Genomic DNA, 12908 nt, shown 5'->3' on the forward strand with positions numbered 1-12908 from the left:
ACGACGGGACGATGATGGCCGAAGCAGCGAAACCAGTGGTTCTTCCCTCCGACGGCATTGCCGCCCCGCTGCGGTTTGCGGTGTTCCGGCGGATCTGGCTAGCCAGCCTGTTGTCCAATCTCGGCCTGATGATCCAGAGCGTGGGCGCCGCCTGGGCGATGACGCAGATGACCGCGTCGGCCGACAAGGTGGCGTTGGTACAGACCGCCCTGATGCTGCCGATCATGCTGATCTCGATGCCGGCGGGCGCCGTGGCCGACATGTATGACCGCCGTGTCGTGTCGCTGGCTTCGCTGGTGCTGTCGCTGGTCGGCGCCTGCGTACTGACCATGCTGGACTGGACCGGTCACATCACGCCGAACATCCTGCTCGCCTTCTGCTTCATCATCGGCAGCGGCATGGCGCTGTTCGGACCGGCCTGGCAATCCTCCGTGGGCGAGCAGGTGCCGCCGGAGGTACTGCCATCCGCCGTGGCGCTGAACGGCATCAGTTACAATATCGCGCGCAGTTTCGGCCCGGCGATCGGCGGCATCGTGGTCGCCACCGCCGGTGCCGTCGCAGCCTTCGCGGCCAATGCGGTGCTGTACATCCCGTTGTTGGTGGTGCTGTTCCTGTGGCGTCGCAAGGTCGATGTTTCCAGGCTGCCGCGTGAGCGGCTGAGCCGGGCCATCGTGTCCGGCGTGCGTTACATTGCTAATTCGCCGTCGATCAAGATCGTGCTGACGCGCACGCTGATCACCGGCATCTGCGGTGGTTCGGTCTCGGCGCTGATGCCGCTGGTTGCGCGCGACCTGCTGCATGGCGGCGCGCAGACCTACGGAATCATGCTCGGTGCCTTCGGCATGGGTGCGGTGATCGGCGCAATGAATATTGGGCATGTCCGCAAGCATCTGAGCGGCGAAAGTTCGATCCGGGCCTGTGCGCTGATCATGGGCGTCGCGATTGCCGTCGTCGCGGTCAGCAGCGAGCCGGTAATCACGGCGGCGGCGCTGGTGGTGGCCGGCTCGGTCTGGATGCTGGCGGTCGCGCTGTTCAATATCGGCGTACAGCTCTCGGCGCCGCGCTGGGTTGCCGGACGTTCGCTCGCCGCCTTTCAGGCTGCGATTGCCGGCGGCATCGCGATTGGCAGTTGGGGCTGGGGGCATCTCACAGACATGGTCGGCGTCGAAGCGGCATTGCTGGTGTCGGGCGGAGCGATGTTTCTCTCGCCGCTGTTTGGCCTGTTCCTACGGATGCCGCCGACCGGCGCGCGCGACGAGGATGCGGAGCGTCTTGAAGATCCGGAAGTGCAGCTGCAATTGACCGCGCGCAGTGGTCCGCTGGTGGTGGAGATCGAATATCGCGTCGACCAGGAAAGTGCGCGGGCGTTCCACGGCGTGATGCAGGACGTGCAGCTCTCGCGCCAGCGCAACGGCGCCTATGGGTGGTCCATCGCGCGCGATATCGCCGATCCCGAATTGTGGACCGAACGCTACCATTGCCCGACCTGGCTCGATTTCCTGCGCCAGCGTAATCGTTCGACGCAGTCCGAGCGCGCTTTGTATCAGCGCGCGGCGGACTATCATCTGGGGCCGGATCCGGTTCGCGTGCGTCGCATGCTGGAGCGGCCGTTCGGTTCGGTGCGCTGGAAGGACGATACGCCCGATCGCGCAGCGACCGAGGTGCTTCCTGTCGCGACGCCGGCCGGCAGCAGCGGTTAGAGCTTCTTATCTTGACGCGTTTTCCTGACGCGAACCGGTGCTCACTTCGCTCGAAAACGCTAGTCGCGCTATTGATTATTCTCGGCGAGAACTTTCGCGCAGGCCTTGCTGAGCTTCGAACGGTTTTCCTTGAGGCAGCTGAGCACGACCATGTCACCATCGTTCATCTTGGCGCGGCAGAAGCGCGAGACGTCGCGTGAACAGGCCGACTGATTGGCCGATGTGTTGCTGCCCTGCGCGAAAGCGGACGTCGCGATCAGCAGGAACGGGATGATCAAAAGTCGGGTCATGAAATGGGCCTCCCTAAAAATTGGCTATCTGACTCTATGGCGCGCAACGAAGTACGCGGGAATGGCGCAATGATGGCGAGCGTTCGGCGCCAAGTTTACGGATTGCGCGTTACGTCATTCAGGCGAAGCATCGCTGCTTAACTTCGTGATCCCGAAATCACGAGATCGTCGCGATGGATCATTTCGGCGCGGCCGCTGATCCCAAGAATAATCATCACGTCCGGAGATGAGCGGCCTTTGATCTTCTCAGCATTGTCTGCGTCATAAGCCACGAGGCCGCGGCCAATTTCGTGCGTGTCCGGTCCACGCACGATAACGGCGTCGCCGCGTGCGAAGTCACCTTCCACCTTGATGACGCCGGCAGGCAGCAGACTCTTGCCGGCACGGAGTGCGGCGACAGCACCTGCATCAATAGTCAGCGTGCCTTTCGGTTCCAGCGATCCCGCAATCCAGCGTTTGCGCGCAGTGACGGGATTTGCAGGAGTCAGGAACCAGGTACACAGGCCGCCATCGGCGATCTTCTGCAGTGGATGCTCGACCTTGCCGGACGCGATGATCATATGCGTGCCCGCGGTGGTCGCGATCTTGGCAGCTTCGATCTTGGTGTACATGCCGCCGCGCGACAATTCGCTCTCGGCAGCGCCCGCCATGCCTTCGATCTCGGCAGTGACGCTGTCGACGATGGGAATCAACTTCGCATCGGGATTGGCGCCGGGTGGTGCAGTGTAGAGCCCGTCGATATCCGACAGCAGCACCAGCAGATCGGCGGATGCCATGGTCGCGACGCGCGCCGCGAGGCGATCATTGTCGCCATAGCGGATCTCGTTGGTCGCCACCGTGTCGTTCTCGTTGATGACCGGCACCGCGCGCCATTCCAGCAGTTTGCCGATGGTCGAGCGCGCATTGAGGTAACGACGACGTTCCTCGGTGTCCTGCAGCGTCACGAGAATCTGTCCGGCGCCGATGCCGTGATGGCCCAGTACTTCCGACCAGATGCGCGCCAGCGCGATCTGCCCGACGGCAGCGGCGGCCTGGCTCTCTTCGAGCTTCAGCGGACCGCGTGGCAATTTGAGGCGGCTGCGGCCGAGCGCGATCGAGCCTGATGAGACCACGAGGACGTCGCGACCGTCCGCATGCAGCTTGGCGATATCGGCGGCCAACGCCGCAAGCCATTTGGCCCTGACTTCGCCGGCCGCGGAATCGATCAGCAGCGACGAGCCAACCTTGACGACGATACGGCGAAAGTTCTTCAGCTCGGGGCGCGACATGATGTGGGCTTTGGCAGGACGTGTGATGCTTGGACGGACGTGAGAGGCAGATCAGCTCGTCGCCGGCGCCCATGGCGCAGACTGCGCTGCGCTCTTGGCCTTGTCCGACACCGGCGCCTCGCCGATCACTGCAACGAGCGCACGCAATGCGTCCGGCACGCCTTCGCCCGTTGCGCCCGAGATCAGCAGCGGCGTCTGCTTCGCAGCGCGCTTCAACCGGTCCTTCTGCTTCTTCAACTCGTCCGGCTCGACCGCATCGATCTTGTTGAGCGCGACGATCTCGACCTTGTTGGCAAGATCGCCCTCATAGGCATCGAGTTCGGCGCGGACGGTTTTGTAGGCCTTGCCCGCATGTTCGCAGGTCGCATCGATCAGATGCAACAGCACGCGGCAACGCTCGACGTGGCCGAGGAAGCGATCGCCGAGGCCGGCGCCTTCATGCGCGCCCTCAATCAGGCCGGGAATGTCGGCCAGCACGAATTCGCGCGCATCGACATCAACGACGCCGAGCTGCGGATGCAGCGTCGTGAACGGATAGTCCGCGATCTTCGGCCGCGCAGCGCTGACCTTGGACAGGAAAGTGGACTTGCCGGCATTGGGCAATCCGACGAGGCCCGCATCCGCGATCAGTTTCAGCCGCAGCCAGATCCAGCGCTCTTCGCCGGGCTGGCCGGGATTGGCATTGCGCGGGGCGCGATTGGTCGATGACTTGAAATGCGCATTGCCGAAGCCGCCATTGCCGCCTTCGGCCAGCACATAGGTCTCGCCGAGCTTGGTGAAGTCGTGGATCAGCGTCTCGCGATCCTCATCGATGATCTGCGTGCCGACCGGAACTTTGAGCGTGATCGGCTTGCCATTGGCGCCATGGCGGTCCTTGCCCATACCATTGGTGCCGCGCGGCGCCTTGAAGTGCTGCTGGTAGCGATAGTCGATCAGCGTGTTGAGGCCGTCGACCACTTCGATGATGACATCGCCGCCGCGGCCGCCGTTGCCGCCGGAGGGACCGCCGAACTCGATATACTTCTCGCGGCGAAAGGCCACGCAGCCGTTTCCGCCGTCGCCGGAGCGAATGTAAACCTTGGCTTCATCGAGGAATTTCATAGCGTATCCGTATCGCAGGGGGGTGGTCGCGGCAACCACTTCGTCGCCGGAGCATCGTGAAAAGCCCTTATTTGGGGGCCTTGCTGCGCATCAGGTGACGTCCTAAACGACTCATCTTGCCGTTAACCAAGCGTGCGCATTCCGCGACTTTCCTACAGGCTCATATAGGCATGTTTGCGACCATTTCGACCGCAGCCGACAATCGTGCCGCCCGGCTGGCCGGTATCGGCCTGATGCTCCTGGGCATCAGCATGTTCTCCTGCGGCGATGCGATCGGCAAATTCCTCGTCGGCACCTATTCGGTCGGGCAATTGATGCTGCTGCGGGCCTGCGCAGCGCTGGCGCTGCTGGCGCCGTCGATCTGGCGGCATCGTGCGGACTTCCTGCAGCTCGATCGGCCGGGTCTGCAGCTCATTCGCGTGGTGCTGTCGACACTGGAAGTCGCGGCGTTCTTCTGGGCGGCGGCCTATCTGCCGCTGGCGGATGTCATCACCTATTATTTGGCCTGTCCGATCTTCGTCACCGCGGGCTCCGCGATATTTCTCCGCGAATCTGTCGGCTGGCGGCGTTGGAGCGCGATCTTCGTCGGCTTCTGCGGTGTACTGATCGCGCTGCAGCCGTCGGCGCAGACGGTGACATGGCCGGCGCTGATCGCGCTCGGCGGCAGCCTGTCCTTCGCCGCGCTGATGCTCATCACCCGCTCGTTGCGTTCCGCGCCGGACGTCGTGCTCGCGACGACCCAGTTTATCGGCACGTTTACTTTCGGCGCGGTCTTCACGGCGTTCGGATGGGTGACGCCCGATCTGCGCGATCTCGGCCTGTTCTTTCTGGCGGGCGTTGTCTCGGTCTGCGCGCTGCTCTGCGTCAATCGCTCGTTGAAGCTGGCGCCGGCGAGCACTGTGGTGCCGTATCAGTATTCGATGATCATCTGGGCGGTGATCTTCGGCTATCTCGTGTTCGGCGAATTGCCGTCGTGGGCCACGCTGATCGGTGCAGCGGTCATCATCGCAGCAGGGCTCTATATCTTCCTGCGCGAGCAGCAGCTCGGAAAGATCGCCGACGAAGTACCGCCAGCGGTGTGATGCTTCTTTTCCCCCAGCGCAGCGAAGCTGCGCGCCGTGGGAGAGGGTGGATCGAACACGCGAAGCGGGTTCGAGACGCGAGAGGGAGAGCCATGGAACGAGAGCCTGTCCCCTCTCCCGCCTAGCGAAGCTTCGCTTCGCGCAGGGGAGAGGGGAAGTAAGAGTCGTTCACCGTCGCGTCGACGTTCCCCAGTTCTTCAGCGAACTCCACACGCCCCTTGTCAGCTTGAAGCAGTCGACCGGTGTTGACGAGCCGATCGCTTCGAAGCGGTGCAGTTGAACACCGCTCCACTGGAAGCCGCACTTCTCCAGGATGTTGCGCGACGACGGATTGGCGACGCGCGCACCGGAGATCAGGTGATCGATATCGAATTCGTCGAATGCGTAATCGATCGCGGCACGTGCGGCCTCGGTCGCAAAACCCTGGCCCCAGTGATCGACGCCGAGCCAGTAGCCGAGCTCGGGCGATTCGGCTTCGCGCCAGTCGATTCCGACCACGCCGATGGGACGACGATCGAGTTCGATCAGGAACACGCTGTCGCTTGCCGTGCCGCTCAGCGAATTGACGAAATCGACTGCGTGATCCTGCTGATACGGGAAGGGCAGGCGACGCGTCATCTCGGCGATGCGGCGATCATTGGCGAGAAGCGCGATGGCTTTTACGTCCGCGAGTGTCGGCTTGCGCAAGGCCAGCCGTTCGGTCTCGAGGACGCAGCCTCTGGTTTCTCTCAACGTCGGCGTCGGAATATCCTGCAACATCTCGGGCTCCTGTGTGCGCCCCGAAGCGACGCACCAAACGAAAAGGGGAGGCCGGTTTCCCGCCTCCCCTGGAGCCCAATTTTGGCGCTCCGCCGGTTCAACAGGACCCGGCGGACTCCAATGTGTCCACCGTTTATTCGGCCGCGGCTTCAGTAATCGGGAGTACCGATACGAAAGTGCGGCCGTTCGATTTGGCGCGAAACTCCACGTGGCCTTCGACTTTGGCGAACAGGGTATGGTCTGTGCCCATGCCGACATTAAGGCCGGGGTGCCAGGTCGTGCCGCGCTGACGCGCAATGATGTTGCCGGGAATCACGCGTTCGCCGCCGAACGCCTTCACGCCGAGGCGCTTGCCAGCCGAATCGCGGCCGTTGCGCGATGAACCGCCTGCTTTTTTATGAGCCATAGCCCGTCTCCGATCTCGATAAGTTCTAGATCAATTCCTTGAAGGAATTGTCTCACAGATTGTCAACTTTTCGCAGCGGCTTATTCCGCGGCGGGCTTTTTCTTCGCAGCCGGCTTCTTGGCTGCAGCAGGCTTGGCGGCGGCTGCCTTCGGAGCAGCGGCCTTCTTCGCCGGCGCCTTCTTGGCAGGAGCTTCGTCGCCATCAACCGGAGCGGCCACGACCGGCTTCTCACGCTTCGGGCGAGGTCCGATCGTCGGCGCCTTGCCGTCGGCCAGGATCTCGGTGATGCGGATCATCGTGAGTTCGTCACGGTAGCCACGCTTGCGCTTCGAATTCTTGCGGCGGCGCTTCTTGAAAGAGATGACCTTGGGGCCGCGCTTGTGGTCGAGCACTTCGGCCGCAACCGACGCACCAGCCACTAGGGGGAGGCCGAGCACAGGCGTATCACCGCCCAGCACGAGAACTTCACCAAGCTGCACGATCGTTCCGACATCGCCGGCGATCTTGCCAATCTCGAGCACATCATCCGGAACGACGCGGTATTGCCGGCCGCCGGTTTTGATGACTGCGAACATCGTTATATTCCTTCGTGTTCGATCCCATCCTCGGATCAGATCCGGGACGGCTTCTTGTTCAGTCGATAAGGGTTCACCGCGACTTCTAGGAAATCGCGAATTTCTGCGTTTTCTGGCCGACGTTGCGACCCCACGCAAAAACAATCGGCGCCAAGCAAAGCTTGCGCCGAAGCGTGCTTTATAGAGGGTGAAGGCGGAGAGTCAAGGAAAGACGGGCGAAAAGCGAGCCAAAAACAGAGTCTTGGCGAATGGTTCGGTGCCTGCGATCGAGCGTACCATTTAACCTGCCGCCCCGTTTTTCGGGCACCTGCCTTTAGTCGTCATGCCCGGGCAGCGCGAAGCGAGCTTCGCTAGATGACCCGGGCATCCATCTTCGGACGGAATGGCGGAAAGGTTGATGGCCGGGTCAGGTCCGGCCATGACTGAGTTTTGTTCTCCAAATCAGAGGCTTAGCCTCTCGGTCGCCCTCACGACGCCAGGCTGTGCATTTCCTTGATCAGGTCGGACTTGCCCTCAAAGCCGATGCCCGGGAGTTCCGGCATGGTGATGTGGCCATCAATCACCTTCACGCCATCCGGGAACCCGCCATAGGGCTGGAACAGGTCCGGATAGGACTCGTTGCCGCCGAGGCCGAGACCGGCCGCGATGTTCAGCGACATCTGGTGGCCGCCATGGGGGATGCAGCGGCGCCAGGACCAGCCGTAGCTCTTCAGCATTTCGAGCGTGCGGAGATATTCGACGAGGCCGTAAGACAGCGCGCAGTCGAATTGCAGCCAGTCGCGGTCCGAGCGCATGCCGCCATAGCGGATCAGGTTGCGCGCATCCTGCATCGAGAACAGGTTTTCGCCGGTGGCCATCGGGCCGGGATAATGCTCGGCGAGCTTTGCCTGCAGCTCGTAATCGAGCGGATCGCCGGCTTCCTCGTACCAGAACAGGTCGTATTCGCGCAGTGCCTTGGCGTAGGCGACGGCCGTGTCGAGATCGAAGCGGCCATTGGCGTCGACAGCGAGTTTAGCCCCTGCTGGAAGCAGTTTCAGCACATGCTCGATGCGCTTGCAGTCATCGGCCAGCGGCGCGCCGCCGATCTTCATCTTCACGACATTGTAGCCGCGATCGAGATAGCCCTTCATTTCCGAGGCGAGGCCTTCGAGACCCTTGCCGGGATAATAGTAACCGCCCGCGGCATAGACGAAGACCTTCGGGTCAGCGGTGGTGCCATAGCGTTCGGCGAGCAAACGGAACAGTGGCTTGCCCGCGATCTTGGCGACCGCATCCCACGCCGCCATGTCGATGGTGCCGATCGCGACTGAGCGCTCGCCGTGGCCGCCCGGCTTCTCGTTGGTAAACATGGTGGCCCACACCTTGTGCGGGTCGATATTGTTGCCCGAGGCGTCGATCAGGCTGTCGGGCTTGGCTTCTAAAATGCGCGGCGCGAAGCGCTCGCGGATCAGGCCGCCCTGACCGTAGCGGCCGTTGGAGTTGAAGCCGTAGCCGATCACGGGTTTGCCGTCGCGGATCACGTCGGTGACCACGGCGACCAGGCTCAGGGTCATTTTACTGAAGTCGATGAAGGCGTTAGCGATGGGGGAGGCGATCGGAGCGGTGCGCTCCCGGATGTCGATGATGCGCATGAGGCGCTCCTGCGGCTGGGGTGAGACGGGCTTGCGGAGAGGCATACGCCTCTCTTAGCCATCTCTGAAATGGTCATTTTTCATCAGAGCAGTTCCGAGATAAGATGGCTGGTGCCATCCCGGACGTCCCATGCAAAGCTTCGATCCAATTTCACTCCGCCTGTTCATCGCTGTCTGCGAGGAGCGCAATATCGCCAATGCCGCAAAGCGCGAGGCCATCGTGCCCTCAGCGGTGAGCAAGCGTATCAGTCAGATGGAGCAAGAAGCTGGCGTCCAGTTGCTTGAGCGCGGCCGACGCGGTGTCACGGTGACGGCGGCCGGTGAAGCGCTGTGGCGTTACGCACGCGAGTCGCTGCAACTGCTCGACCGGATGCAGGCCGAACTCGGCGCTTTCGCCGATGGTGTGCAGGGCCATGTGCGGGTGTTCGCCTCGAAATCGGCGGTGGCCCAGGTGCTGCCGGAAGATATCAGCCTGTTCGCCAAGCGCTATCGCGACGTGCGCGTCAGTCTGGAAGAGCGCGAGATCTGGGAGGTCGTCCGCGGAGTCGAGGAAGGGCGCGCCGATATCGGCGTCTGCTGGGATGCGGTTGACCTGCGCGGCCTCAAGACGTTTCCCTATCACCGCGATCATCTCGCGGTGGTGGTGCACCCCGATCATCCGCTTGCGAAACGCACGTCAGTGTCGTTCGAGGATACGATCGACTTCGAGCATGTCGATATCGTCGCGCGGAGCATCATGCAAACCATGCAGCGAAGCGTCGCGGCTGCGGCCGGCAAGCAGATGCGCTACCGCATTCAGGTTTCCACCGTGGATGCCGCCTATCGCATTGTCGCGGCGCAACTGGCCGTCGCGATCATTCCGCAGGAAGAAGCGTCCACGATCCAGCAGACGCTGGGGCTGAAGGTCATCCCGCTCAGCAATGACTGGGCGAAGCGGCAATTCGTCGTCGCCGTGCGCGACAAGGGCCTGAGTCGGCCGGCGCAATTGCTGCTGGAAAGCCTGAAGGAAAGCGCGAGCGAATGAGCATTCGCCACAGTGCAGTGTCGTGCGTGATCTTGAAGATGAATCACGCAGTCGATCTCGCGGAGCTAGCCGACTTGCTCGGTCGTTGCGCCGGCTAGCGGCTCACGCGGGCATCGGCAACGGCACGCTGAAACAACGCTGTCATCGCGTCCGAGATGCCCTGGGTCGGGCTGACCTCAAAATAGAAGCCTGGCGAAGCGCAGCTCTGCATATTGCTGGCGATCTGGCTGTTGGGTGAAGGTCCGTAAGGACCAGCGTTGAATGGTGCGATCCAGCTATTGTACCAGGCATTGGTCGGAAGTGCGAGGTAGGTCGTGTAAAGCACGGCAATCTTGATGCCGCGATTCTTCAACGTGGTGCAAAGCGCTGGATTGATCGGCGACTGGCATCGTCCACCAGTCGTCGGTTTCAGGCAGTTGCCGGGATTGTATTCGTCAGCCACGCCATCGGATACGAAGAAGAGATATTTGAGCGGTGCACCGGCTGTACCGGCTCCGGGGGCGCTGATGGCGGTGTTGATCGCCGGGAATATAGCGCTGTAGCCGGTGTCCTGATCGTTGTTGTCGTTCTGGCCGTTCACCGTCATCAAGTCGATGTTTCCGGCCGCCGTCTTCGCACTTGAGAGGCCGGACGACAATGTGAACAGGGCTCTCAAACCGGACGTCGAGGCGGCCGCGCCGAAGTCGTAGATCGCCATGCGGAACTGGTTGGAATAGGTCTGCGTACTGGCCGCGGTATCCATCAACTTCTGGGTGGCCGTACGCAGCACGTCGATGCGCGTGATCACGCCAAGTGTCTTGGCGAGTTTGTAGTAGTTGTTGCTGTTGTTGAGGTCGTGGCAGGCAAAGGCGCAGCTGTCCGACGTATTCTTGACCATCAGAGCCACGTCGGCCGGTGTTGCGCCGACGCCCATGGATGGCGAATTGTCGAGCAGCAGATAGAAATCGATGTAATTCGGCATCGTCGCCGTCGCGACAGAACTGCCGGTAACGGTCATTTTGGAAAAGCCCATGACGGATGTGAGACTGGTCGACACATCCGCCGAGAATTGCATAGTGGCCGTCACGACGCCGTTGGCGCGATTGACGGTCGCTGTCGTGCTGGTCAGCGTGAAGCCGGTCCTGCCTGATGTGTTGCCCTTGAAAATATTGATTGCGTCGACGTCGCCCCCGGGGACGGGGCCGTCCGCTGCCATCGAACCTGCGGTAATGAATGCAGCAGACTTCTGCACGATGGAGCCGACGCTCGCAGTATCAAGGGCGGCTTGCAGTTGGGATCTGATCTGTAGTGCACGCGTATAATCGACCGCGGCGCCCACCATGGAAATAAGGGGGATGCATGTGATCGCGAATATGATCGCGACATTGCCGCGTCGGTCGCAGCGAAAACGATCAATTAGCCTGAGGAACGATAGCCCGAGGAATGACTTCAGCATGAATACGCACCCGTATGAATGCGGAGATAATTACCTGAGCTGATAAATTTACTGTTAGGTCGATCGCAGAAAGGTAGTGGCTTGGGTTGCTGCCCTGTTGGTTAGTTAAGGATGTTCTACCGGTTTCATTGAAACCGGCTCGCGGGACCGACGCAAAAGGGGAGCGGTACGATCATCCCGGCGGGGCGATGAAACAAACCGGCTCCCGGGGCATTGTCATGCGGTTCTAGTCTGGCAGGGGCAATATGGCTGAAGACACAATGACGACCGTAGGCATCGGCAATCACGGTGCCAAGCGGCTGCCGTCCGTTGATGTGGACACGTTCAACATCGAGCTGAAGGACGACAACGGCTTTCTCGGTGACCGCGCCAGCAAGGGCGCTTTTCAGCGCATACTGGATGATCTCAGAAAGCCATTGAAGAAAAACGGCGACGATCCGCTCGGCAAAAAGGCTGCCAACGAGATCAGTAAATCCAGCCTCGACGAAATCCTGCTTGGCGACGATGTGGCCGCGGCTGCACTCGTCCATGGTGCGATCGAAGAATTCGCGCGGGAGCTGGCTTACGTCACGCAGCGCTTCTTCAAGACGAAGGCCTGGGCAGATACGGAATGCATCGTGGTCGGCGGCGGTTTCCGCCAGAGTCGTGTCGGGGAACTTGTTATTGCGCGCACGGACATCATCCTCAAGGCCGAGGATCTCAAGGTTGCGTTGGTGCCGATCCGGTTTCATCCAGATGAAGCCGGCCTGATCGGTTGCCTGCATCTGGCGCCGTCATGGATTTTCGAAGGTTACGACAGCATTCTTGCGGTCGACATCGGCGGCTCCAACATCCGTTGCGGTGTGGTCGAAACCGCATGGAAGAAATCGAAGGATCTCTCCAAGGCCTCGGTGTGGAAATCCGATCTCTGGAGACATGCCGATGACGAGCCGACGCGTGAAGGCGCCGTCAAACGGCTGGTGAAGATGCTGAAGGATCTGATCTCCGCCGCCGACAACGAAGGCCTCAAGCTGGCGCCGTTCATCGGCATCTCGTGCCCGGGGGTGATCAACGAAGACGGCACCATCGCGAAGGGAGCGCAGAATCTTCCGGGTAATTGGGAAAGCAGCAAGTTCAACCTGCCGGCCTTGCTCGCCGAAGGCATTCCCACAATCGGGGATCACGATACTGCGGTGCTCATGCACAACGACGGCGTTGTCCAAGGCCTCAGTGAAGTCCCTTTTATGCAGGACTTCGAACGATGGGGCGTGCTGACGATCGGAACGGGGCTGGGCAATGCTCGCTTCACCAACCGCAAGAAAGAGAAGGACGACAAGAAAGCGAAGAAAGACAAGGATTGAGCAGGACCGTTGAGCGTCCCGTTGCCGCCTCGGCCAATGGCCGAGTGCATGCATCCGTCGGCGAATCATCCTGGCGCCGCCATGGCTCGTCATGCCGCGCGTCCAACCATAGCGTGCGTTGCCGCTGCGAATCTGCAACGAAAAGGCTGGCTTCCTAGTCTACGCGCTAGCTAGAGCCAGCTTTTGCGGCTCTGCGGGCAATTGGGTGCGGATTTTCCGCTCTGCCCGTCTTGTCTGGCCCGCCATCCTCGCCTAGAACTCCGCGCAACCACCCACGGGCGACCGTGGGTCTTGGCG

General features: G+C 61.5%; 12 protein-coding genes. 4 read left to right on the forward strand and 8 right to left on the reverse strand.

What is annotated here, in order from left to right:
• Window positions 1-14: 14 nt before the first annotated feature.
• Window positions 15-1700, forward strand: coding sequence for an MFS transporter (locus AB7813_RS21295; protein ID WP_320447697.1), 1686 nt, complete (start codon window positions 15-17; stop codon window positions 1698-1700).
• A 68-nt stretch (window positions 1701-1768) separates the two neighbouring features.
• Here AB7813_RS21295 and AB7813_RS21300 read toward each other — a convergent pair whose 3' ends face one another.
• The 3 genes from AB7813_RS21300 to obgE all read right to left on the reverse strand — a co-directional run bounded on the left by AB7813_RS21300 (window position 1769) and on the right by obgE (window position 4359).
• Entirely contained in the window at window positions 1769-1990 is a 222-nt protein-coding gene (locus AB7813_RS21300) for a hypothetical protein (RefSeq protein ID WP_120287810.1), read from the reverse strand.
• 137 nt (window positions 1991-2127) lie between these two features.
• Window positions 2128-3258 (reverse strand): glutamate 5-kinase, encoded by a 1131-nt coding sequence (gene proB / locus AB7813_RS21305; protein ID WP_092140564.1) that lies wholly within the window; start codon window positions 3256-3258, stop codon window positions 2128-2130.
• Window positions 3259-3309: 51 nt separating this feature from the next.
• Window positions 3310-4359 carry a GTPase ObgE gene (gene obgE / locus AB7813_RS21310; RefSeq protein WP_120287811.1) on the reverse strand — a complete coding sequence of 350 codons (1050 nt, stop codon included), beginning with the start codon at window positions 4357-4359 and terminating at the stop codon, window positions 3310-3312.
• A 164-nt stretch (window positions 4360-4523) separates the two neighbouring features.
• On the opposite strand from obgE, the gene AB7813_RS21315 reads away from it, so the two are divergent.
• Window positions 4524-5441: a DMT family transporter gene (locus tag AB7813_RS21315; protein WP_093758225.1), complete on the forward strand. Its 918-nt coding sequence runs from the start codon at window positions 4524-4526 to the stop codon at window positions 5439-5441.
• 168 nt (window positions 5442-5609) lie between these two features.
• Here the strand turns inward: AB7813_RS21315 and AB7813_RS21320 are convergent, their stop codons facing one another.
• The 4 genes from AB7813_RS21320 to AB7813_RS21335 all read right to left on the reverse strand — a co-directional run bounded on the left by AB7813_RS21320 (window position 5610) and on the right by AB7813_RS21335 (window position 8812).
• Window positions 5610-6200, reverse strand: a complete 591-nt coding sequence (locus AB7813_RS21320) for a GNAT family N-acetyltransferase (protein WP_439065538.1) — start codon at window positions 6198-6200, stop codon at window positions 5610-5612.
• Window positions 6201-6333: 133 nt separating this feature from the next.
• Complete coding sequence (rpmA, locus tag AB7813_RS21325) at window positions 6334-6606, reverse strand: 50S ribosomal protein L27 (protein ID WP_068737821.1); 273 nt, start codon at window positions 6604-6606, stop codon at window positions 6334-6336.
• A gap of 80 nt (window positions 6607-6686) precedes the next feature.
• Window positions 6687-7181 (reverse strand): 50S ribosomal protein L21, encoded by a 495-nt coding sequence (rplU, locus tag AB7813_RS21330; RefSeq protein ID WP_068737819.1) that lies wholly within the window; start codon window positions 7179-7181, stop codon window positions 6687-6689.
• Window positions 7182-7648: 467 nt separating this feature from the next.
• Complete coding sequence (locus AB7813_RS21335) at window positions 7649-8812, reverse strand: mandelate racemase/muconate lactonizing enzyme family protein (protein ID WP_441228347.1); 1164 nt, start codon at window positions 8810-8812, stop codon at window positions 7649-7651.
• A 130-nt stretch (window positions 8813-8942) separates the two neighbouring features.
• Here AB7813_RS21335 and AB7813_RS21340 point away from each other — a divergent pair, with 130 nt between their 5' ends.
• A complete protein-coding gene (locus tag AB7813_RS21340) occupies window positions 8943-9836 on the forward strand; it encodes a LysR family transcriptional regulator (RefSeq protein ID WP_439065540.1) in 894 nt (297 codons plus the stop codon).
• 94 nt (window positions 9837-9930) lie between these two features.
• Here the strand turns inward: AB7813_RS21340 and AB7813_RS21345 are convergent, their stop codons facing one another.
• Entirely contained in the window at window positions 9931-11271 is a 1341-nt protein-coding gene (locus AB7813_RS21345; protein ID WP_439065541.1) for a TadE/TadG family type IV pilus assembly protein, read from the reverse strand.
• Window positions 11272-11516: 245 nt separating this feature from the next.
• Here AB7813_RS21345 and AB7813_RS21350 point away from each other — a divergent pair, with 245 nt between their 5' ends.
• The gene (locus AB7813_RS21350; RefSeq protein WP_439065542.1) at window positions 11517-12611 is read left to right on the forward strand and encodes an ROK family protein; all 1095 of its coding nucleotides are present in this window, start codon (window positions 11517-11519) and stop codon (window positions 12609-12611) included.
• The last annotated feature ends 297 nt before the right edge of the window (window positions 12612-12908 follow it).

The organism is Tardiphaga sp. 20_F10_N6_6 (assembly GCF_052076045.1).
Taxonomy (GTDB): Bacteria; Pseudomonadota; Alphaproteobacteria; order Rhizobiales; family Xanthobacteraceae; genus Tardiphaga; species Tardiphaga robiniae.

Coding starts and splice junctions, on each gene's coding strand:
- rplU (WP_068737819.1), bottom strand. CDS start 7,181: ATGTTCGCAGTCATCAAAACCGGCGGCCGGCAATACCGCGTCGTTCCG.
- AB7813_RS21320 (WP_439065538.1), bottom strand. CDS start 6,200: ATGTTGCAGGATATTCCGACGCCGACGTTGAGAGAAACCAGAGGCTGC.
- proB (WP_092140564.1), bottom strand. CDS start 3,258: ATGTCGCGCCCCGAGCTGAAGAACTTTCGCCGTATCGTCGTCAAGGTT.
- AB7813_RS21300 (WP_120287810.1), bottom strand. CDS start 1,990: ATGACCCGACTTTTGATCATCCCGTTCCTGCTGATCGCGACGTCCGCT.
- rpmA (WP_068737821.1), bottom strand. CDS start 6,606: ATGGCTCATAAAAAAGCAGGCGGTTCATCGCGCAACGGCCGCGATTCG.
- AB7813_RS21350 (WP_439065542.1), top strand. CDS start 11,517: ATGGCTGAAGACACAATGACGACCGTAGGCATCGGCAATCACGGTGCC.
- obgE (WP_120287811.1), bottom strand. CDS start 4,359: ATGAAATTCCTCGATGAAGCCAAGGTTTACATTCGCTCCGGCGACGGC.
- AB7813_RS21335 (WP_441228347.1), bottom strand. CDS start 8,812: ATGCGCATCATCGACATCCGGGAGCGCACCGCTCCGATCGCCTCCCCC.
- AB7813_RS21345 (WP_439065541.1), bottom strand. CDS start 11,271: ATGCTGAAGTCATTCCTCGGGCTATCGTTCCTCAGGCTAATTGATCGT.
- AB7813_RS21295 (WP_320447697.1), top strand. CDS start 15: ATGGCCGAAGCAGCGAAACCAGTGGTTCTTCCCTCCGACGGCATTGCC.
- AB7813_RS21340 (WP_439065540.1), top strand. CDS start 8,943: ATGCAAAGCTTCGATCCAATTTCACTCCGCCTGTTCATCGCTGTCTGC.